We start from the raw sequence: 22,717 nt of genomic DNA, 5'->3' as shown, positions 1-22,717 counted from the left end.
CCAATATTAGCCAGCTGCTCCAGAAGCAGCTGCGCTTTGCATATTTTGAATTAGGTTTATACAATAAGCACAAAATAGTAGTATTTCAATTAATTGATTTCCTTTTAGCTTATCATGTATATCTGTAACAGGATATTCATATTTAAACTTTCTCCACAAGAATTGTGATCTGATGATTAGTAAAATATTCCCCTCTTCATCAGTTAATTCATAATGCTGTTTCCAAAACCCCTTTAATTTAAAATGTAGTTGGTAAGTCTCAGCATCATCTAAAAAATAGGAAATCACAAGATTTCCTTTCCAGTTCATTTTTATGCTTCCTATTTCTTTTCCTGCTTTAGAAATTAAATAGGTGCTTTTCCAAATCGAAGGTGCGGTAATTTGTATAGACTGATCATCAAGTTCGGAACTGGCTGTTCTCGACATCCAGCTTTTATAATTCAATGAAGCCAATAGCTTTTCATCTTTTTGAATGGCAAGATTACCTTTTCCTGAAGTGGAGATCAATTTAATGTTTGATACCATAGATAAAGAATAAATAAGGGTTCTCTTTAAAGATGCATAAGGAATTATAATGTTACAATGAATGTTTTAAATTATTAAAGGTGATGATTTAAACAATACAAATGTTTCTATATCGTATTAGTATTCATAATCGGCAGGTAAGATCATCGCCATCTTTTTCTTACTCATGGCACCTGAAAACATTATTTGATCAAATTTAGAGTATAATCCATAGCCGTCAATTAAAAAATTATCAGTATAAAAACTTATTGAAGTTTGATCATTCTTCTTGTATAATACTTCAAAACTAGAGACTAAATTTTTGGGTTTAAACTTAATATCTTTCTGTTTTACTTTTACCTCAGCCATAACTCCAATGTTTTGTAGCTCCAGTAATTGCGTAATATTTGTTTGAAAACCTTTAAAATATAATTGAAAGCCTTGCTTTTTTAAATTATTAGCTTTTAAAGCTCTAAAGAAGTGTAAAGTTGAATTCTCATAGGCCTCCTTCCTTCTTTTTCGATATTTTTTATTCAATTCCATGGGCAAAAATTGAGTGGTACCCATATAAGTACTACTTTTCAGAAAATTTGTATTTAGAGTAAAGCGCTGAAAAATTAATTCAAATTTCAAAAGATCATAATTGATGGTGTAGCCTAAATAATGATTCTCGATTTTAAGCGGTTTTTCGGATAGGGCTGTAAAAGTTAAAGTTTGAGGGTTATAACGAAAGCGTATGTCTTCTTCATTTATAATTTTACAAGTCTTTTGTAACTTCCGATCTCCAATAAATTCATCTCTAAAAACCTGCAGCATTTCCTCTCTTGAATACGGATTATTATATACTACTAATTCCTTCATCTCCGAAACATCTGGCTCAAGTTGTATTAAATATGGCTTCTGAGTATCTGGATTTTCTATATAAACTTTTTGATAGCCAACAAAACTCACAATAAGTACTGCATTAATTTCTTTATCTATTTCGAAACTAAATTCTCCCTTGATATCAGAAATATCACCTATGGTGGTTCCGTCTATATAGACAGATGCCCCTAATAAAGGCTCTTGATTTTCGTCTAAAACTTTTCCCGAGATCTGTTGAGCGAGAATACTTTTGGAATAGCAAGAAAGAAGACAAAATAGAATAATAAAGGCTTTACGAACCATAGTATTGAGATTTACTAAAACTACTATATGATTAGTTGTCAAATATTGTGCCGTCTTTTAAATTTAGGCACTAGGTAAGGATACCAATGGTAACAACGGTTCCTGCAACTTCATTATTTTCCATTACATCTTGAATATAAAATGAAATATTATGATTCTCATTAATTAATTTCAATCGCTCTTCCGTCAGTTTCAAACCCATAGATTTATGTTTCGGAAAACTCTTTTTACGCAGTTTTTTAGCGGCTTCTCTTCCAATTCCATTATCAAGGATTTTGAAATATATAACGTCTCCTTTTTCAGTAACTTCCAGCGTTAATTTCCCTTTGCCTTCTTTATTATATAATCCATGCAGAATAGCATTTTCAACATAGGGTTGAATTAATAAGGATGGTACTTCAATGTAATCTAAATCAAGATCTTCATCTACTATCAATTCAAAATCGAACTTATTATCGAATCGTAGCATTTCCAGCTCCACATAATTTTTCAGCATCTCAATTTCTTCCGACAGTTTTATCTTATTATCCACCGAGTGAGTTAATATTCCTCTTATTAATTTCGAGAAAGTAGAGAGATAATTGATGGCATTAAGTCTATCATTTTTACCAATAAAAAATTGAATAGAATTTAGCACATTGAATATAAAATGAGGGCTCATGACTGAGCGCAATGCCATTAGCTTTAGCTCTCCAATCTTTTTATTGGCTTCCGCTAACAGTTTATTTTTCTCAATTCTCTCACTAATGTCTATAATACTTCCTCTAACAAATAAACCTTCTTTTGATGGGACTTTGGTCAAACGAACTTCAGTAGGAATTTGGTTACCTTCAAGATCAAGGAAAGTCCAATCAAAAGCAATCATATTATATTTGGTTGCCTTCAGAATATACTTCCTAAGTTGAGTTCTTGATTCTTTACCATCGGGTTGGTATTTAGGGCTCAAATCAGATATGGACATATCCAACAATTGATCATGTGAAGTTTTGAATAAATCAATAGCACTATTGCTAATATGAACAAAATCACCATCTTTTGCTTTAAATACTACTAATGCTTCAGAAGCATTTTCAACTAAATCACGATAGCGCTCTTCACTTTCTTTTAGCTCTTGTTGTGCTTTTATCCTATTCGTAATATCTCGGGCTACTATGGTTGATCCAATAAGATTATTTGATCGATCTTTTAAAGGGAAAAAAGATATTGAAATATTTCTCCACCCTCCCTTTTTCAACCATTTCTTTTCCAAATTTTCAATCAGCAAATCATCATTCATTACTAAAGCCAAATCCTCATCGTTAGGAAGTATTTCAGAAGGAATGATTTCATTTAATTGATGATTTATTGCTTCCCATGGTTTTAAATCAAATATTTTTTGAGCTCCCGTATTCCAAGAGTTTATAAAACCATCTATTGAAATACTTATTATGGCTTCGTCTATCGATTCCACTATGGAACCTAAAAGAGCCTGCTCTTTTTCGAATTGCTTACGATCCGTAATATCTACTAAGGTTCCAATGACAGCTGGCCTTCCTTTATAAGTTATATTACTACCATAAGCCTCAACCCATATAATTTTACCCTGCTTATCAACACCTTTAATTTCTGTTCTGGCTTTCAACAACTCGCCATTCATTCTAGCGGCTACATTGGCTTTTATTTTTTGCTGATCATCTTCATGTACTAAATCAGAAAAATCATTTAAACTTAACATCTCACTTTCAGTGTATCCAAAGAGTTTGTAAAAAGCAGGATTCACATATTCAAAGCGATCGTCTTGAATAATATATACCCCCACTAGTGACCTTTCAACCAAGGTTCTGAATCGTTCTTCTGCCTCAATAAGCTGACTTTCTGAGTTTTTCCGATCGGTTACATCTTGAATTTGCGCCACATAATAAAAGTCCTCTTCATTTTCAGGATTCTTAATAATAGAGGTAGAAATACTTACCCAAATAATAGCGCCAGATTTATGAATATATCTCTTTTCTTTATTGTATGAACTGGCTTCCCCTCGTTCTAACATATTGGTATAATCAGCATCACGAGGTAAATCATCCTTATAAGTAATATCTGAAAAACTTACTTCTTTCAATTCATTAGCACTATATCCGGTGATTTCACATAATTTTTCATTTACCTCCATAAAATAGCCTTCTTTAGAAAGTAGTGCCATTCCATTAGCAGAAAATTCAAAGGAGGTTCTAAATTTTAATTCACTTTCGATGATTCTTTGTTCAGCTAATTTTAGTTCTGTAATATCCCTAAAGGTGAGAATCAAATTATCATGATCCAGATAACCAATGAATAATTCAATTTGAAGTATGTTACCAAGGATAGTGGAAATTTCACCTTCCATTTTAAAGTTATCTATCTCATAAGAAGTTTTTATGGCTTTATTGAGATCAAACCTAAGTAAAGTATTGATATCATGATATATGAATTCGTTTCTTTCAGCCTCGATGAGATTGTCAAAGCTTTCATTAGCATCTAACACCAACCCTTCTTTATTAATTAAAATAATAGGATAAAAAGATTGCTTAAATAATCCTTTATATTTCCTTTCATTTGATTTCAGTAATTGTTCTGATTCCTTGAAATAGGTTATGTCCTTACAAACCCCTCTTATTATTGCTTGCTGTCTATCATTTTTTATCACGTAAAAGAAGAACTCCACCCATTTGTGGTATCCGATAGGTGTGGTGATGGGCAATGTAATTTTGGTCTCAAATTCTGCTTCAAGAACCAGTTCGACTGTATCCTCAAATTTATTTTTTTCATTTACTTTAAGGAAATCAGATAGTTTTATTTGGGTAACCTCTGTACTATCATCAAAACCAAAAATATTATACATTTCCTTTGACCAAAAGGTGAATTTACCATTGCTATCACATTCCCAATTCCCGATATTGGCCACCTTTTGAGATTGTGACAACATAAATTCTCTATGCTCTAATTGCTTTACTTTTTCCGATAATTCTGTATTTAATTGCGCTAAATTACGATCTGATTGCTCTTGAATTTCTTTATTTTTATGGGCTAATTCTTCTTGAAGGTGGAAATTCTCTAAATCACTTTTATCCACCAGAAAACGTAATGAAAAACTAGAAGCGGTAATTATAAAATAAGCAATAAACGACCTGATTCTATTAATGTGATAGTAACCATCTTCCACTCCAATCTGTCCAAATCCTAATTCAAAAAAACTAAAAATAGATTCAAAGAATAAGATTACTATTAAACTTGGCAGAATACCAAATACCGTTAAAGCGAGTTGATTTCTTCCAAAAAGAATAACAGGAATACTTCCACTTGCGATAATGTAAAACTTTAAACCATCGTAAACGGTTGGCGATACATTTTCCTGACCCTCAATTGAATACATAAAAAAGAGGGTGACTAATATTGGAGGCACCCATGACAAATAAAAATTGCTAAGCGTATATAATTTCAGGTGATTCAATAAAAAAGGAAATGCAAAAATAGCTATTGCAATAGCTGATTCTATTATTGCTTCTAAGTTATGATTACCAGGTATTAAAATTAAAAGCAATACATTGATAATCACCAATATCCAGCTTATATAATTAGATAGGAGTATTGATCTTTTTTGAAATACTAATGACTCTTTTAATCTATTTTTAGTTAATATGGATTTCGCCTTATTGATCATCGGTATAAATATATTTAATTAGACCGTTTTTCAATCTGTAGCTATCCCTTTATTTTCTAATAATTGTATTACAGCAGGAGCTATTTCATTTAAAGGCATTATTTGAGTAACACCTTTGTTTTGAATGGCTTTCATAGGCATTCCGAATACTACAGATGAATCTTCATCTTGCGCAATAGTGAAAGCACCTCGATCAAACATATTTTTCATTCCCAAGGCACCATCATCTCCCATTCCAGTCATTATAATTCCAATCGCATTTTCACCTGCTGACTTAGCCACAGAATTGAATAGTACATTAACCGAAGGCCTATGACGATTAACTAAATCCCCCTTAGTAATCCGAATATATTTTTTGCTTAAATTATAATGTAAGGACATATGAAAATTTCCTGGCGCAATGTAAACCGTATTCTTTTTTATTTCCTCATTATTCTCCGCCTCCTTTACATGAAGTGAACATAGCTCATTTAATCTTGCAGCAAAGCTAGCCGTAAACTTTTCGGGCATATGCTGCACTATTAATATTGGGGGCATTTCCGAAGGAAGGGATTGCAGGAAATCCTTAATTGCCTCCGTTCCTCCTGTGGAAGCTCCCACCGCTATCACTGTATTATGATGATGAAAAGCTCCTGAATTAGAAGTTATGTTATTTTTATTCTTTAGTCTTTCCTCCTTTATTTTTTTCGATTTTCGTCCCGCATAATAGGCGGATTTCACTTTGTCAATTAATAATACTTTGCTCTCTTCTATTTGCTCCTCATTGGAAATATTGGGTTTTGAGATAACATCAACCGCTCCGTATTCCAATGATTTCATTGCTAATTCTGCCCCTTTATTAGTTTGATTAGAAATTACAATCACAGGGATTGGAGCCTGTTTCATTAATTTCTTAAGAAAGGTTAAACCATCCATTTTAGGCATCACCATATCGAGCGTGATCACATCAGGTTTTTCTTTTGCAATTCGTTCAGCCGCCACAAAAGGATCTCGAGCAGTAGCGATTACTGATATTTCTCTATCGCTTTCTAATATTGCTTTAAAGCTTTGTCTTACCAAAGCTGAATCATCTACAATTAATACTTTTATGGCCATATTACTAGTTGAAATAATTACATAAGTTACGCTATAATTTGATATTTTAATTCAGATCCTAGCGATTTATCGATTGCTCGTGTTAAATCAATTTGTACCTCAGTGAATTGATCGAGTTTACTTTCGAAATGAAGTTCCATTCCTATTTTATTTAATGCTATTTTACTAATAAATAATCCTAAGCCATTGCCTTGCGATTTATCAGTACCTACGTGAAAGATACTCGAAATCTTATCCAGTTCCTCTTTATAAATACCAGGTCCATTATCTCTTATCATCAAATAATAGCTGTCATTTTTCTGAACTAAATTAATTTCAATAATGATAGATTGAACCTTTTTCTTTAGGCATGTATAATAGATGGCATTTTCTATGATTGGCTTTAAACCATTTTGGAATATTTTGGTGTCGGTTTCAAGCAAAATGTTATGTGAAATATTAGTTTTGATTGAGTGTTGGAAGAAATGAGTTTTTAAAATTTTTGAAATGAAGCTATGCAGCTTGAATTTTTTTGGCTTTATAACTGAAGACTTAATCTCTCCAATTTTTGATATTTGATGATTGACATATGACATCTTATCAATCGTCTTTTTAAGCATTTTCATATATTCATGCTGACAAATATCAGGTTTTTCATATTGCAATAATTGAATTAAGCCCTCCATGCTAGATAAGGGCGAGCGAAGCTTATGGGCGGTTTGATAGAAATATTGATGTAAATCATTTTGTACTTCTTTCAGTTTGAATTCTTGCTTTTGCAAATCATTTTGAAGGGACTGTTTTTCAGATATACTCTTTAATTTTTCTTTACTAAGATTAATTTGTGTAAATACTCTGGCAATCATTTCGAGTTCATTAAAAGGCTTCAAAATATAATCAGAAGCCCCTGCCATTAAGCCCAGCTCTAACTTTCTGGTATCTGAAGTAAGCAATAAGACAGGTCGGTGTTGATAATTGGGTAGTTTCTTTAAAGTTTTACAGACCTCAATACCATTCATATTGGGTAAGTGTATATCCAAAATGATTAAATCATACAAATGATTTTGAGCTGCTTCTATTCCACTTTCTCCAGTCTCACAATAGGTGATTTCGCATCCTCTAGGTTCTAATACAGATTGAATTTTTCTGTAAATACCTTTTAAGTCATCCACTATGAGGATTTGATGGTTCATATCACCTAATTTTTAAGTTTCAATGCATTTAAAATTAATGCAGTAGTACCATCCCCAAGAATAGAAGCTCCTGAGAAGCAGTCTATATCTTGAATTAATTCATTTAATGGCTTATAAACCGTTTGATATTGACCAATAATATCATCTACCACTACTGCTATCCTAACATCATTCTTCTTTACAATAATGACGGTTTCCTTTTCTGGGTGCTCTTCATGGCCAAAGTGATTTCTTAAGGAAACGAATGGAATGAATACATTATCATAATTAATTAGTCTTCTGTTATTTTTGAACAATACTGCATGATCTTCCTCATAACAATATTCAATTTCATTGATAGGTATTAAATACTTCTCTTCAGAAACTTTAACTACTAAGGTATCTAGTATTGTTAAAGTAAGTGGAAGTCTTAAAGTGATGATAGTCCCTAAACCGTCTTCTGTGCTTATATCAATATCTCCTCTTAAAGATTCTATCTCCTTTTTCACCACATCCATTCCCACACCTCTTCCACTTACTTTGGTAACTTCATCTGCAGTTGAAAAACCAGGAGACATCATAATATTTATCAACTCCTGTTCAGTGCATTCTTGTTTGGCTTTTATAAGGCCCTTCTCTATTGCTTTCTTCTTAATTTTTTCAAAATCAATTCCATTTCCATCATCCTGGATTTGAATAAAAACATGGTCTCCACTATTATAAGAGTATAATTTCAATAAGCCTTTTCTTGGCTTATTTCTACTTTCTCTTTCGTCAGGTGACTCAATTCCGTGGTCTAAGCTGTTTCGAATAATATGCATTAATGGAGCTTCAAGTGCCGTAATAATGCTTCGGTCAAGCTCCGTATCTAGACCTTCTGTAATGAATTCTATTTCTTTATTTAAATCTTTGGAAACCGTTCTAATTAATCTTTGAAGCTTAACCTGAAGGATATTAATCGGAACTAATCGGATATTAAATGCAGAATCTCTTAATCTTAAGGTTAGAAACTCTAATTTTTCTACCGCTTCCGTTATTTCATTGTCTTTTTCATCACTTAATAAGTGTTGCATTTCAGAACGGAAGGTCACCAGTTCGCTCACAATATTGATTAAATCATCAAGCTTATCAGTACTTACATTGATATGCGCTGACTTCTTAGATGATTTTTTTATGGCTATCGTTTCTACCTGCTCCTCTTCTTCTTGCAACTCTTGAAGTTCATGCTTTACCTCTTGAAGTATAGCAGATTTATTGGTTTTTTCTTGCTGTGCTTGCTTGTTGAAAATCTCTGCATCAAAAGACTCCAGTTTACCAAGTCGGAATTCTACCTCATCATCGTTTAAAACAACCTGTTTTTTATATTCCTCATTAGTAAAGCTTTCCTTACTTTCAAGCTTCAAAACTTGAAAATCTTGATCATTTAAAAAAAGAAAAACATCATCAACCGCTTCTCGTCCTTCTTCAGAAACGGCTAAAATTTCTAGCCATGAAACAAATTTCTGATCTGCTAATTGTTTTTCAAACGGTACTGATTCATTATGAATAATAATTTCATGCCAAGTAAGATCTTCCAAATCTTCCAACATGGCACTAACGTTTATTCCTCTTTTAAAAAGAGTTTCCGTTGGACGAAAAAAAATACTAAATGCTTCCTTTTTATTATTATTTGCGGTTAAAGACTGAGATGATTCAAGACTAGCTTCTTGCCCTCTTAAGGTAATGATAGATTCAATAATCTTATCTGTAGGCCCACTATCCACACTTCCTTCAATTAAATCATTCAAAATATCAATCGCATGGAGGGTGAGATCAAGAACATATTCGTCTATTGTCCTAATGCCGTCACGTATATCTGTATAAACGTTTTCCAATTCATGAGTTAAACGCTCCATGTCCTTAAAATCAAACATACCAGCACTGCCTTTTACAGTATGTAAATAGCGGTAGATATTATTGATTTCATCTGGCTGATTAGGCTCTTGGTCAAGCAGCATGATAGACTTTTCCAAATTCTTCAAAATCTGCTTTACTTCTTCAATATATTCTTGCTTAAAGTCCATAATTATCTCAGCGCTTTAGTTACAATTTTCAGAAATACATCTGCTTGAAAAGGTTTTTTAATCCATGCCGTAATGTTTTCATCTAAGGCAGCTTTCAATTTTACCTCATTTACTTCCGTAGTTAACAATAAAATTGGAATGAATGAGTAATCAGATGTAGCTCTTACTTTTTGAATCAGTTCTGCTCCATTCATTTCTGGCATATTAAAGTCTGTGATAAGCATATCGACCTTACGACCGTCAAAATAGGAAGCGGCTTCTTTACCATCAGAAGCTTCAATTACATGGTGTCCCGCTTTTGTTAATACACTCGCTATTATTTTACGAGAAACATTAAAATCTTCGGCTATTACAATATTTTTATTCATGAGGTTATGATTAATGATTTAAATAATTTCAATTCAAGTTTTTTATAAAGAGCTTTCCGCTGTGGGTTAATAGTTTTAATTTTCTTCCACTTGCTCCACCGGTTTGTCTTCCTACTACTTTAATTTTATAGGTTGATAATATCTTTTCAGCAACAGCTACATTCTTTTTTCCTATTTCAAAAGTCTTATTGATTTGCTCAGAGCCCCCAACAATTCTTGCTTCTAGGTTTTCAATTTTACTACCCATCGCTTCAAATTTTTTTATCAAACGTTCTGTAGCTATATCGCCATACATTTCAGTAGGTGCATCCTTTTGATTCCAATAAGGCAGCATAAAATGATTCATACCTGAATATTTGTTCTCTTTATCATGAAGCACTACCGCTACGCATGAGCCTAAAACAGTCCAAATAATTTCTTTAAATCTTGAAACCCTTAGCATTCCCGGATGAACGAAATGTTCTTTCAATATCAATTCAAGCATTTCCATGGCTTAAAACTTTTCTATATCCTGTATGGGTAACCTGCTGAAGAGGTAAGTCCAAACCTATTATAGATTCAGAATGACCTAGAAATAAATAACCCCCAGTTTTAAGTGAACCGCATAACTTTTTTATCACTTCATATTGCGTTTTGCGATCAAAATAGATCAATACATTTCTACAAAAGATGATGTCATATTTACCTTTAGTGGGGTAATTCGAACTCATTAAATTAAATCTATAAAAGTTGGCTCTGGCTCTAAGTTTTCTGACTACTTTAACCTTTGGCCTGATTTTATCCCTACTTCTTAAAAAATACTTTTGCTTCAATGAATTTGGAATAGGAGCAATATCTGCTAAATCATATACCCCGCGAATACATTTTCTTAGTACATCAGTTGATATATCAGTACCGTCTATTGAATAATTGAACTGGAAGCTATTCGCATTCATAAATTCTTCAATTACCATAGCGATGGTATAAATTTCTTCACCCGTTGAAGAAGCTGCACTCCAAACTTTTAATTCCTTTCCATATTTGGTTGCCATTTCAGGTAATAATACCTTAGACATATAATCAAAGTGAGATTTTTCTCTGAAGAAATCCGTTTTATTAGTGGATACTACATTGATCATATTGATGATCTCTTCTTGATTTTTAGAAGAGATCACCTGCTTTACATAATCCTTAAAATTGGTGAGGCCAGCTGCTCTAAGTCTTTTCTGCAATCTACTTTCCAACAAAACACGCTTTGCATCCGTCAGGTTGATCCCATAATGATCATGGATAAAGCTACTCAACTTATAGTATTCACGATCGAGTAACTTGATGGTGTTGTTATTATTGCTCATGACAGTTGTTGTTGACATCACCTTAATTTTTGGATTAATTCAAGCATACTGAAGAACAGCATGCCTGATTTTTATTTTAGAATTTTTCAAATTTTGAATCATCTTCATCATCCTCTTCATTATCGAGGATTAGCTTGAAGCCATCATTTTCTAATTCTGCTTCTTTTTTTCCATTTAATGACTTGCCATTTTTATGCTTACCATTCTTAGCTTTATCTGCTAATTCTAATGGTGAGTCTGGTAATGCATCTATATCATCATTAAGATTAATCATTAATGGATCATCGCTTACCTCTTCAGTTGCTGCACCGTTAGAATCTTTATCGAATTTGAAGAAAGCAATAGCTCTTTTTAATCCATCTGCCTGGAAGTTCAATTCTTTAGAATTTGAAGCTAATTGTTCTGCACTAGCCGCATTTTGTTGTACTACAGAGTTTAATTGCTGAATAGCATCATTAATTTGATTGGCTCCTTCATTTTGTTCCAAACTTGCTGCAGTAATTTCAGCTACCAGATTACTTGTTTTCTCGATTTCAGGAACTAGTTTTCCTAACATATCACCAGCATTGCGAGCCACTTTCTCACTAGTATTTGAAATATCATCAATCTCTTTAGCTGCGTTCTGACTTCTTTCTGCTAACTTTCTAATTTCCGAAGCTACTACCGCAAACCCTCTACCGTGCTCACCTGCTCTTGCAGCTTCAACTGCAGCATTCAAGGCTAATAAGTTAGTTTGTCTTGCTATTTCCCCTATGATAGAGTTCTTTCTAACGATTAGGTTCATTGAATCTACCGTTTCCAGTACTGCATTATTAGAGCTTTCAACTCTTAGAGTAGTATTTTTTGCGATGGTTTCTGTTTCTTTAGCATTGTCAGTATTTTGCATAATATTAGCCGCCATTTGCTCCATAGAAGAAGAAACCTCTTCTACTGAACTCGCCTGAACAGATGCACCTTGTGATAGCTGGCCTGCTGAAGAGCTTAATTCTACACTCGCTCTATTGATGTATTCTGCTCCGCTACTTACAGCTGAAATAACTCCTTTGATCTTTTTGGCCATTTCATCCATCTTTAATAGAAGGAAACCAATCTGATCCTTTTTATTGTATTTATCTTTATTGATGTTGATATTCAAGTTACCTACCGACATCTTCTCTACTATTTCTGTAGCCTCATTCAATGGTCTTGAAATACTGTTTTTCAAGAATATTCCACCAGCAAGGATGAAGAAGAATACTGCACCAACTATGATCATTGAGTTTCTGAAGATGCCATCACTTAATACAATACTTGATGCATAAGCTTTCTCAGATGAATCTAAACTTAATTCTGTGTATTTATCCATGGCGGAACGCATGGGTTCAAAAGCTTCCATATAAGCTCCATAGTATAGCTCACCTGCATGCGTTATTCTTCTATTCTTTAGATCCTCTATGATTTCATTGCTTAATTGCTGAAGCTCTTCATGGTTTTTTCTGAAGGTAGCATCAAAACTATCATACTGATTGAACTCCTCTAGCTTAGTAAAAGCTGATATTTCAAAAAACTGATTATACCTATCTGATACCTGCTGTAAATTAGTTTGGACATCATCCTCTACTTGTGCTAAATAGTCATCCTCCGAGCCATTTTTATTAGAAAGTGCTTGAGCAATTGCAATGCTAGATTGGTACGCATCTCTATCCGCTTCAATTAAATAGTCAATACTTAATAAGTTGTCATTGTAAATTTTATCAATTTCTGTTTTTAACTTTTGAGTTTGGAGTGAATTATACACCGCTCCTCCTACAGATATTAAGATCACGAAAGCGAAAATGTAAACGATTCGCTGATTGGTGGTTAGTTTTACTAGTTTCATTGTTCCTCGTTTTATTTTTTGTCAAATTTGAATAGATTGGGCTTAGCACTTAACATTACTAAAGCCCATTGCTGATATCTGTTACTATCACCACCTTTGATGATCTCCATAGTTGGAGTTGCAAACATGGTAGCATAAGCGAATCTGATGCTTAAATATTTGTTGATTTTATGCTTCAATTGAAGGTCAATCTCGTCACCATATTTGCCGTTTGCTGTAGTTAATGCTGTTTCATTTGGATCAACCAAGGCACCTGCTACATTAAAACCGTGATAAGAAACTTCTAATTCAGTTCCCGGCTTGAATGTATAATAAATACCTGCCATCATTTCATTTACTCCAGCACCCTGTGTATTGCTTTCAACATTTAAGAAGTAATCCATTAAACCATAGTATCTATGGCCATCACCAAAAAGCTTATTGAATGATCTGTTTACTGTTGGGTTAACTTCAGTTTGATCATTTCCACTTAGGTGATTCATTCCCGCAAATAATTTCACTTTGTCATTCACTTTATATGCTGGTATTACAGAAAATAAATTTGCTTGCTGATCTAAACCGCTAGTGTGAGTTCCGTATTGATAATAAGCCGATGCTTGTAAAGAGAAAGGGCCTGAATTTTTAAATTGTAGATAAGCCCCAGTAGTTTGCCTTTCAAAATGTCTATTGATATCATTAGGGTCTTGATTTGCATCAGTTGAATGCAATAAGGATACTGATAAACCATTATCAAATTTCTTATTAGCATGGAAGAATACTAAATATTTGTAATAGCTAAGTGTATAGTCCGCTTCTTGGTAAATGTTCTTTTGATTATTGTAAGCTCCGCCAGTCTGTATCGTAAAACCCTTATTCTGATAAGTAACTTTTGCTAAATCGTGTGAAACAGCAATATCATTCCAGTTTCGCAATCCGAAGATTCTACCATCATCTAATACTAAATGCTGTCTACCAACTTTTACTGAAAAGGCATCGCTAATATTATATTTCAGATACCCCTCAGCTAAATTAAGGTTAGGAACATTACCTCTTTCATCATCCTGTCCCCAGATTCTTGCATTTTGAATGGTGAATTTAAATTCAAACCCATCATCAATGTAAGTACTTACTAATCTGGTTCTTTGTGAACTTACGAATGAAGGAGTCATTGTATCATCTAATAAGATACGAGAACCATCCCTATACTCTGAGCGTGCTCTAAATTCAGCATCCATTGAAAATTGTGCGAAGGCACAACTAACTGATAGGAATAAAATAATTGGAGTTAAAAATGTCTTTTTCATTATTTCTTTGTTTTTGCTTTTGCTTTTGATTTTGCTGTGGGCTCTGTTTTCAATTTGATTTCTCCTACTGAAAAAGCTTTGTCGATGTCAATCACCATTACAAATTCTTCATCTATCTTAGAGATGCCCTTGATATAATCTAGATTATAGTCGGAGTCTACAGATGGGGATGCTTGTAGTTTTTCCTTACCTAATTCAAATACTTCAAGTACTTGATCTACCAAAATTCCAAACTCCAATTCTCTGTCTTCATCATGTAATTCGATGATAACAATGCAAGAATCAATAGTAATGTCAATGGGAGTTAGTCCGAATTTCAGACCTGCGTCAATTACAGGAATTACTATCCCTCTGAGGTTAATGACTCCCTTCATGTATTTGGGAGCTTTAGGTATGAAAGTAATCTTGGGTACTTCCAATATCTCAACCACTTTTTCTACTTCCACTGCGAACATCTCTTCCTTTAATTTGAAGGAGAGAAAGGAGTCCACATTTTCTAGTAAGCTTAATTCATTTATCATGGTCTTTTTCCGATTTATTGATAATCAAATCTTGCTTTTTATATCAGGAAAAGGAATCCAAAATGATTAGGTGGGAGGAAAATTGAGTAAGTGGGAGGGAAAATTAAAAGCAAAAAAAAGCTGATTTACATTAAATCAGCAGACTTATTAAAATTGAAAATGTATTTAATTGTAGTTTTAATACCCTATCATCTGAAGAAACCCAGACTTTTTTCGCTTAGATACATCTAATGATTTATCATCATGCATGATCACATAACCACCATCGCCTCGTACATATTTTTTGAGGTAATCTATGTTAATCATATGCGCATTATGGATGCGACAGAACTTCGTATTACTTAATAAATCTTCGTATTCTTTTAATGTTTTGCTTACAATATGAGTTTGACCATCCTTCATATGAAAAATAGTATAATTGCTGGAGGCTTCTAGGTATACAATATCTTCTAAGCTTGCAAACACCAAACCATCATGACATGGCAGCGCTACTTTTTTAAATTCTTTATTTTGAGGGGAAATTGTTTCTAAAAGGTAATCTAGTCGAGCTGAAATATCAGATTTCTTTCTTTCTGTGATTTTATTAATCGCCCTATTTAATTCCTGTATATCTATTGGTTTTAATAAATAATCGATAGCACTATATTGAAAAGCCTTAATGGCATATTCCGAAAATGCAGTGGTAAAAATGACTTCGAAGTTTTTCTTGTCTAGCTTAGATAGCAAGTCAAAGCCCGTTTCTCTTTGCATCTGAATATCTAAAAAAACCACATCAATATCATGTGATTTAATGGCCTTCAAGCCTTCCTCCACATTTTGGCAGAGTGCTAACACTTCTACATTTTCACAAAAATCAGTAAGCAATATTTGCAGACTTTCTCTGCTTTTCAATTCATCATCAACAATAATGCTCCTAATCATAATCTTTTAATAGTTATTAGCTAAAATGCATGAAAAGCTTATAAAAAGTTAAATTTCTGTAAGGCTTTTTGGAGGAATATTTAAAAATAATGAAAAGTAAAATAATAAAGAACTAATGCATTTACTTTCAGATAGTAATTTTACAAGTTATCGACAGAACCATCATTAATATCGATTACTTTTACAGATGTAGATAAACGATTAAATAGCCAGCACTTTTCAGTACTGGCTTCTTATTCATTTCAATTATAAAAAACTTATTTTCCGCCTTCCATATTAGTTTGCTCAACCGGCTCACCTTTGGCATTAAGCTTCACAATATCATAGCCTAATTTTCTTAAGCCTTCGATATTTGTAGCTTCATCACCTACCACTACAATTACCATTTGATCGGTTGTTATAAAATTCAATATTTCCAATTCTATTCTAAATTGGAAGCTTTTCTAAAGCTATCTTTAAAATTTAAACTTCATAAATATTTTGTGTTTCAGTTTTAAACTTTTGGCTTTAAATAGGTTTATTAAAACAATGCATTATTAATAAAACTAATTTATTAACTTAATCACATGAAAAGATTTTTTAGCCTTCTCCTCATTATTTCCTATTGCGTTTTAAATCTAAATGCTCAGAACAATAAAACAGAAAAAAAACTGCTTGCTTCAGTTGATCAGCATAATGAATATTATACAGAGCTTCTCAAGAAGATAGTAAACATGAACAGTGGCACCATGAACTTTGAAGGGGTGCAAGCAGTGGGAATGGTATTAAGAGCAGAGTTTGACAAACTGGGTATGGAAACGGAGTGGTTGCCAGGAGAAAGTTTTAATCGAGCAGGTCATCTAGTGGCTAGAACTAAGGGGAAAAAAGGCCCTAAACTTTTGCTTATAGGTCATCTAGACACCGTTTTTGAACCAGATAGTCCTTTTCAAAAATATGAGATGCAAGATGGAAATATTCTAAAAGGCCCTGGAGTAGCAGATATGAAAGGTGGAGATGTGATTATACTAATGGCGCTTAAGGCTTTGAAGGAAGCCAAGCTTTTAGAGGATATGCAAATAGAAGTGGTGATGACAGGTGATGAAGAAAAAAGTGGTAGCCCAATCGAATTGTCTAAAAAAGCATTGACCGATGCAGCAAAATTGGCTCACATAGCTTTAGCTTTTGAAAACGCAGATGGTGACCCTAAAACTATAGTCGTTTCAAGAAGGGGTTCATCCGGATGGAGCTTAAATGTGAAAGGAAATGCAGCTCATTCTTCTCAAGTTTTTTCAGATAAAGTAGGTGTTGGAGCTGTTTACGAAGCCGCAAGAATATTAAACGAATTTTATGTTCAGCTATCAAAAGAGGAAAACCTCACTTTCAACCCTGGGGTTATTTTAGGTGGAACTTCCGTTCAATACGATGAAGGAGAAAGCGGAGGTAGTGCCTTTGGTAAATCCAATGTAGTGGCTCAAGAGGTAAAGGTAAGTGGAGACATAAGAGCGGTTTCACTGGAGCAATTGAAAAGGGCAAAAAAAATCATGCAAGAAATAGTCGCTGATAATTATCCCGGAACCTCGGCAAAATTAGTTTTTAAAGAGGGGGGTTATCCTCCACTCGCACCATCAGAGGGAAATCGTGAATTGTTAGAAAAATATAATCAAGTAAGTCAAGATTTAGGCTTTGGTGAAGTGGTAGCTGTTAACCCAAGAAATGCAGGTGCTGCTGATGTTTCTTTTACATCTGGCTATGTTGACATGGCCATAGATGGGATGGGATTGAGTGGAGCTGATGATCATACTATAAATGAAACTGGAGATTTAAGTAAGCTCAGCATGCAAGCAAAAAGAGCTGCTGTTTTAATGTATAGGTTAGTGAATTAAGAATTATGATTTAAGATATTTTAATTTTTTATTTGATGACTAGTGCGAAACCTTTTATCATTCATTTGTTCAAAAGTTATTGATAAAAATAGAATGCCATATTTCTGATAAATAATTCAGTTTTTAATATACGCTAATAGAAATATTTTTAGTAGTTTTAATTTTTTCGATTTTTACAATATATCATGAGAAAATTAATACTTCTTCCAATCCTTACAATTCTATTGTCTTTTGCCGCTTACAGTCAGGATTTGATTATCGAATCGATGACTATTGAAACTAGCTACCAAAAACATTCAGCCTTTACTTATAGTATCAGTATTAAGAATATAGGTGTCATTTCTTCCAATCAAGGACTTTTAAAGATTTATTTTGGTAATGATGCTTCAGACTACTCTAATTTCTTTACGTCAGACTATTTCCCTGCTCTTGAGGCTGATGAAACAGTCACCTTAAACTTTGAAATAGGTGGTTCGGATTATTTAGAAGATTTGGATCAAGAAGTAGGGTCATATTATGTTAATGCTATAATTGACCCAGATTCATATAATTTTGTTGATGTAAATCCCTCAAATAATAAGTTTCAAGCAGGTGTTGCTGAAGTGACAGTTTCTACTGCTGACATCCTTTTAAGTAATTTTAGTTTAAATGATGCGACAAATCATGTGCAAGGAAAAGAGTTAGCACTGAATGTGGATGCCTTTAATCAAGGTTCAACCATAAGAGGAGTTTATGTTGAAGCATACTTATCAGCCGATATGGTATTTGATGAGGATGATATACAATTAGAGCATACTGATTATTTAAGATTTGATTATCAAAATGAGCTAACTGGAATTTTATTAAATGATTTTGAAATCCCATTCAACCTAAACCCAGGTGAATATTACGTTTTTTTAAAGGTTGATAGCTACGATCAGATTCAAGAAATCGATGAAACAAATAATGTTTATCAGGCAGGTAGTATAGAGGTAGCTTCCTCAAATGCATTTTTAACTATAGATGAATTTTCGGTATCTTATCAATGGACTGAGTACGGTGTCAGTTTATCATTTAATATTGAAAATACCGGTACAACTGACGTAACTTATTTAGATTACTATGTATCGTCCTATTCCGTTGGAACAGGCTATGATCCTCAAAATTATTATGGTTCAGGAATAAAAGCAGGTAAAAGCAGATTGGAGTTCGTGGATATTTATGATAATGAACTATCTGGCGAATATATTTACATAGGAAATAATGATCCTAATTACCCTTTAATCGATGAAATAGAAGTACACATTGGAAGTCAACCCATTTTCAACTATGATTTTAACATAGTAAGCATATCATCAACATCTCAAGTAGAAACAGAAGACATTCAAATTCCCCTGAATATCGAATTAGAAAATCCTAACAGTAATTCAATTTATGATTATGCTACTATTGATATAACATTAGAGTCTCTGGATGGTCAAATTATAGAAAATTATAACATTAGAAATGGTGTTTACATGGATGCTTTTGAAACTAATCAACTTTATATAAAACTTCCAAATAGACCCACTCTTACTGCCGGCACTTACAATGTTACCACCAATATCACTTTAGACTATAAAGATGGTAGTGCCGGGCCGTTTACAAGTGAGATAGAAATATTTGCTTCAGAGTATTCCATAGATGTTGAAATATTAGGCCAAAATGGAGACATCATCAATCAAGGAATCGTCTATTTTTATGAGAAAAATGCAAATGGTAATATCAATTACTTAGGTAATCAAAATATTGAGGAAGTAGATGGGGTGGGACAGGTGACCTTCCTGCAAAGTGCAGGAGACTTTATGTTTTATGTAGTGCCAGATGAAAGTCAATTTCCGAATTACCTCAGAACAGTATCTGGAAATACGTTTAAATTAGAACAAACTAGTTTCACAGAAATTAACGGTAACACTACAATTCAAATTGAGCCAATATATGTAGCTCCCAATGTGCTGAATGGTGAAAAGACAATCACTGGCAATATTGTATCAGGTACATCAAGTGCTAGAGTAGCTTACAGACAAACCGCTTCTACTAATTTTGATCAAACTCCTGTTTACTTAATAAGAAATAGTGAGGTAGTAGCATTTACAAAAACAGATGCAAGTGGTTCTTTTACCTTTACAGAGGTTGAAAATGGTGAATATGAAATTTATTTTGATGATGGCAATATTCTGGAATCCAATGATATTTCCGCCAACTTAAGTATAGATGAATCCACCGATATTGTAGAGTTAGTAGTAAATGAAACAGGTGAAGTGGCAGTTGAAAACTTGAAAATGGAATTGGCTGCTTTTGAATTAGAAGCTAGTGATATTGAAGCTGATGAAAATAATGTTACTATTCAGTATCAAATGTCAAATTTTTTCAAAAACAATTCCATTTCGATTTCAAATGCGTCTTTTTATAGTTTAATAAAGCAAAATGGCACTGTTCTGGATTCTATTTCTTTTGATCAGAATTTAAATCTCAATCAAAATGATACGCTAAACCTCAAAACTTCAATTTCATTAACGAACTCATTGATGATTGGAGACTATGAAATAGAATTACATTTCTCAACTCCTTTTCAGGATACAGAATTTACAGGTACAGCTAGAAACTTTAGTGTTATTGAACCGCACTATATCATTGATGTGATCGCCTTAGATGAAAACCAATTACCCTTGACATCAGGAATAGTTCAGTTATTTAAAATACATGAAAATGGAGCTATTAGCTTATTTGAAGAACAAGCAATACAGCAAAATGGAATCGCAAACTTTTATACTACCGCTTGTGAATACATTATCAATGTAATTCCAGAAGAAGAAATTTTTCCTCAGCTTATTCCAAGTTTTCAAAACCACCAGTACTTTTTCGAAGAAAGTGACGTCCAAAACTTAACTGTGGATACTGAACATCAAATTCAACTCATTAATAATCCTAAAAGCAGTTTATCTGGGAATAAAAAAGTTGAATTTAATTTAAACGATGAAAATTTCAACTTCTCAGGTACTCAGGTAATATTATCACATGCTGCAGACAGTAGTGTGATTAATACTTTTAGTACTGAAAACAACTATTTAGAATTGGCAGATATGGAAACAGGTGAATACCTGCTGTTCTTTAATGACGGTACTATTAGTCAAAATTTTGAAAAATGGTATTCTCTGAACGTAAATGCTCAGGATGATCTATACCAGATTGAAATTAACACCTCATCCAGTTCTCAAAATCAATTTGATTTTGATTTTATGGCACAAAAAGATACCGTTTTTAATAATTACAATAATTCTGATCAACTTGATTTAAGCTTTAGTGTAGATAAACAAGATAATAACTTCCCTGATGAACTAATCGCTTTTGATTTTAGAATTGATTTGATTTCTCAATCAACCAATGATTCACTCAGTTTTGCATATTCAGAAATGTTGGATTTCAACAATTTTCAAGAAATACATAAAACTTTCGCCCTGAATGAAAATCTAAAAGCCGGATTTTATGATGTAAAATTCAATTATTCTTCCCCTTATACTGCTGGCTTTATTGAAAGTAAATCCTTCCCTATACAAATTATAGATGGTAACATTTATTTAAACAATGTGCAGTTTCAAAATGAGATTCAAGAAAATGAAACCAGCTTAGACCTACAGTTTGATTTAGCTGGAAGTTCAGACAGCCTTGCTAAATTTAAGGTTTATTATGAGCATATTTTACTAAAGGGCGAAGACACACTAAAAATTCAAAGTCATGACAATTTTATTAACCTAGCGAAGGGTAAAAACATGATTGTAGATTTTGATCTCAATCTAGATGCTCCATTATCTCTTGGTGATTATAATTTGATTACACGCTTTTATCCTTTAAGAAGAGATGAATCGAATTTGCAACTGATTGAAACACCTTTTAGAATTAGAAATCAAAGGGTTTCGTTATCTAATCTAGCACTAAATGAACAACTCTCGATTCTCTCGGACTCACTAATGTATAGTTTTAAAATTAGTGCAAACAATCAAGACTCAATTAAAAATTTAAATACTCAATTATTCACTTATCTAATTCAAAAAGAAGATACTTTAATAGTAACTGAAGAAGAGTTAGTAGTTGATGTTGCAAGATCAAGTTTTACGGAATATGTGAAATATATTGACTTAAATTCTGCACTTGGGAACTTTTTATCTCCTGGAGACTATCAATTTATAATTGAATTAAAACATCCAATTAATAATTACAGCAAACAAGATCATCTGAACTTTAGAATCAATGATCCTTCTATAGAAATAACGGAATTAACTATTCCAGAGGAAATAAGGGGAGATCAGAATGAAATTAATTGTTCCATCGACATTGCAGGAAATGAAAATAACAATATTAGATCCCTTACAACTGAATTTCTAATTACAATAAAAAAAGGAACAGAATTCATAACTGATTCATTATTCGTAAAGGAATTAACAATTCAAAAATCCGGATCGATTACCATCACATTACCATTAAGATTTGAGTCATTTTTAGAAAACGGAGACTACCTAGTTGAACTCAATTACAGTACTCAATTTTCAAATAATAATTCTAACAAAATTACGAATGAATTTAAAGTCTATACAGAACCAGAAATTACCTCAAACGATAATCAGGTAAATCAAAATTATAGTATTTATCCAAATCCTTTTAAAAATCGATTCACCATAAAAGGGGAATATGATAAAGCTACATTGTATAACCAATATGGCAAAATGATTAGGTCCTTTCATTCTATAAAAGGGTTTGAAAATTTAGATGAGGTTAATTCTGGTGTTTACTTATTAGTTTTAGAATATAAAGGTAAATCTAGCTATCATAAAATAATTAAAAAGTGAAAATTAAACTTTTAAGGTTATTACTAACATACTTCTTTTTGATTTTAAGTAGTAT

General features: G+C 32.8%; 16 protein-coding genes. 2 read left to right on the top strand and 14 right to left on the bottom strand.

Features of this window, described 5'->3' with window-relative positions:
• Window positions 1-6: 6 nt before the first annotated feature.
• From QYS47_RS02270 to QYS47_RS02205, 14 genes are all read right to left on the bottom strand, one after another.
• A complete protein-coding gene (locus QYS47_RS02270) occupies window positions 7-525 on the bottom strand; it encodes a hypothetical protein (RefSeq protein WP_322347573.1) in 519 nt (172 codons plus the stop codon).
• A 117-nt stretch (window positions 526-642) separates the two neighbouring features.
• Entirely contained in the window at window positions 643-1,713 is a 1,071-nt protein-coding gene (locus QYS47_RS02265) for a carboxypeptidase-like regulatory domain-containing protein (RefSeq protein ID WP_322347572.1), read from the bottom strand.
• Window positions 1,714-1,741: 28 nt separating this feature from the next.
• Window positions 1,742-5,344, bottom strand: a complete 3,603-nt coding sequence (locus QYS47_RS02260) for a PAS domain S-box protein (protein WP_322347571.1) — start codon at window positions 5,342-5,344, stop codon at window positions 1,742-1,744.
• Between the two features lie 30 nt (window positions 5,345-5,374).
• On the bottom strand, window positions 5,375-6,439 hold the full coding sequence (locus QYS47_RS02255) for a protein-glutamate methylesterase/protein-glutamine glutaminase (RefSeq protein ID WP_308357960.1): 1,065 nt from the start codon (window positions 6,437-6,439) through the stop codon (window positions 5,375-5,377).
• A 26-nt stretch (window positions 6,440-6,465) separates the two neighbouring features.
• Window positions 6,466-7,611 (bottom strand): ATP-binding response regulator, encoded by a 1,146-nt coding sequence (locus QYS47_RS02250; RefSeq protein ID WP_322347570.1) that lies wholly within the window; start codon window positions 7,609-7,611, stop codon window positions 6,466-6,468.
• Between the two features lie 5 nt (window positions 7,612-7,616).
• Window positions 7,617-9,653: a chemotaxis protein CheA gene (locus tag QYS47_RS02245; protein WP_322347569.1), complete on the bottom strand. Its 2,037-nt coding sequence runs from the start codon at window positions 9,651-9,653 to the stop codon at window positions 7,617-7,619.
• 2 nt (window positions 9,654-9,655) lie between these two features.
• The gene (locus QYS47_RS02240; RefSeq protein WP_302103028.1) at window positions 9,656-10,021 is read right to left on the bottom strand and encodes a response regulator; all 366 of its coding nucleotides are present in this window, start codon (window positions 10,019-10,021) and stop codon (window positions 9,656-9,658) included.
• Window positions 10,022-10,049: 28 nt separating this feature from the next.
• Complete coding sequence (locus QYS47_RS02235) at window positions 10,050-10,511, bottom strand: chemotaxis protein CheD (RefSeq protein ID WP_322347568.1); 462 nt, start codon at window positions 10,509-10,511, stop codon at window positions 10,050-10,052.
• Window positions 10,498-11,355, bottom strand: coding sequence for a CheR family methyltransferase (locus QYS47_RS02230; RefSeq protein ID WP_322347567.1), 858 nt, complete (start codon window positions 11,353-11,355; stop codon window positions 10,498-10,500). The genes QYS47_RS02235 and QYS47_RS02230 overlap by 14 nt, the downstream gene beginning before the upstream one ends.
• Window positions 11,356-11,431: 76 nt before the next feature.
• The gene (locus QYS47_RS02225; RefSeq protein WP_308357965.1) at window positions 11,432-13,213 is read right to left on the bottom strand and encodes a methyl-accepting chemotaxis protein; all 1,782 of its coding nucleotides are present in this window, start codon (window positions 13,211-13,213) and stop codon (window positions 11,432-11,434) included.
• A gap of 11 nt (window positions 13,214-13,224) precedes the next feature.
• A complete protein-coding gene (locus QYS47_RS02220) occupies window positions 13,225-14,496 on the bottom strand; it encodes an alginate export family protein (protein ID WP_308357966.1) in 1,272 nt (423 codons plus the stop codon).
• The gene (locus QYS47_RS02215) at window positions 14,496-15,017 is read right to left on the bottom strand and encodes a chemotaxis protein CheW (protein ID WP_322347566.1); all 522 of its coding nucleotides are present in this window, start codon (window positions 15,015-15,017) and stop codon (window positions 14,496-14,498) included. The genes QYS47_RS02220 and QYS47_RS02215 overlap by 1 nt, the downstream gene beginning before the upstream one ends.
• Before the next feature lie 177 nt (window positions 15,018-15,194).
• The gene (locus QYS47_RS02210) at window positions 15,195-15,938 is read right to left on the bottom strand and encodes a LytR/AlgR family response regulator transcription factor (protein WP_322347565.1); all 744 of its coding nucleotides are present in this window, start codon (window positions 15,936-15,938) and stop codon (window positions 15,195-15,197) included.
• A gap of 257 nt (window positions 15,939-16,195) precedes the next feature.
• On the bottom strand, window positions 16,196-16,348 hold the full coding sequence (locus QYS47_RS02205; protein WP_302128231.1) for a hypothetical protein: 153 nt from the start codon (window positions 16,346-16,348) through the stop codon (window positions 16,196-16,198).
• 156 nt (window positions 16,349-16,504) lie between these two features.
• Between QYS47_RS02205 and QYS47_RS02200 the strand changes: the two genes are divergently transcribed.
• Together QYS47_RS02200 and QYS47_RS02195 are read left to right on the top strand one after the other, a co-directional pair.
• Entirely contained in the window at window positions 16,505-17,800 is a 1,296-nt protein-coding gene (locus QYS47_RS02200) for a M20/M25/M40 family metallo-hydrolase (protein WP_322347564.1), read from the top strand.
• 185 nt (window positions 17,801-17,985) lie between these two features.
• Window positions 17,986-22,662, top strand: a complete 4,677-nt coding sequence (locus QYS47_RS02195) for a T9SS type A sorting domain-containing protein (RefSeq protein WP_322347563.1) — start codon at window positions 17,986-17,988, stop codon at window positions 22,660-22,662.
• The last annotated feature ends 55 nt before the right edge of the window (window positions 22,663-22,717 follow it).

It is taken from the genome of Marivirga arenosa (assembly GCF_030503875.2).
Taxonomy (GTDB): Bacteria; Bacteroidota; Bacteroidia; order Cytophagales; family Cyclobacteriaceae; genus Marivirga; species Marivirga arenosa.
The sequence above is the reverse complement of the archived record's forward strand: the minus strand, read 5'-3'. Positions and strand labels throughout refer to the sequence as shown.

Bases quoted from the DNA above. Each gene is read 5' to 3' on its own strand.
- QYS47_RS02240 (WP_302103028.1), bottom strand. From the start codon at position 10,021: ATGAATAAAAATATTGTAATAGCCGAAGATTTTAATGTTTCTCGTAAA.
- QYS47_RS02210 (WP_322347565.1), bottom strand. From the start codon at position 15,938: ATGATTAGGAGCATTATTGTTGATGATGAATTGAAAAGCAGAGAAAGT.
- QYS47_RS02250 (WP_322347570.1), bottom strand. From the start codon at position 7,611: ATGAACCATCAAATCCTCATAGTGGATGACTTAAAAGGTATTTACAGA.
- QYS47_RS02255 (WP_308357960.1), bottom strand. From the start codon at position 6,439: ATGGCCATAAAAGTATTAATTGTAGATGATTCAGCTTTGGTAAGACAA.
- QYS47_RS02220 (WP_308357966.1), bottom strand. From the start codon at position 14,496: ATGAAAAAGACATTTTTAACTCCAATTATTTTATTCCTATCAGTTAGT.
- QYS47_RS02215 (WP_322347566.1), bottom strand. From the start codon at position 15,017: ATGATAAATGAATTAAGCTTACTAGAAAATGTGGACTCCTTTCTCTCC.
- QYS47_RS02225 (WP_308357965.1), bottom strand. From the start codon at position 13,213: ATGAAACTAGTAAAACTAACCACCAATCAGCGAATCGTTTACATTTTC.
- QYS47_RS02245 (WP_322347569.1), bottom strand. From the start codon at position 9,653: ATGGACTTTAAGCAAGAATATATTGAAGAAGTAAAGCAGATTTTGAAG.
- QYS47_RS02235 (WP_322347568.1), bottom strand. From the start codon at position 10,511: ATGGAAATGCTTGAATTGATATTGAAAGAACATTTCGTTCATCCGGGA.
- QYS47_RS02260 (WP_322347571.1), bottom strand. From the start codon at position 5,344: ATGATCAATAAGGCGAAATCCATATTAACTAAAAATAGATTAAAAGAG.
- QYS47_RS02200 (WP_322347564.1), top strand. From the start codon at position 16,505: ATGAAAAGATTTTTTAGCCTTCTCCTCATTATTTCCTATTGCGTTTTA.
- QYS47_RS02270 (WP_322347573.1), bottom strand. From the start codon at position 525: ATGGTATCAAACATTAAATTGATCTCCACTTCAGGAAAAGGTAATCTT.
- QYS47_RS02230 (WP_322347567.1), bottom strand. From the start codon at position 11,355: ATGAGCAATAATAACAACACCATCAAGTTACTCGATCGTGAATACTAT.
- QYS47_RS02195 (WP_322347563.1), top strand. From the start codon at position 17,986: ATGAGAAAATTAATACTTCTTCCAATCCTTACAATTCTATTGTCTTTT.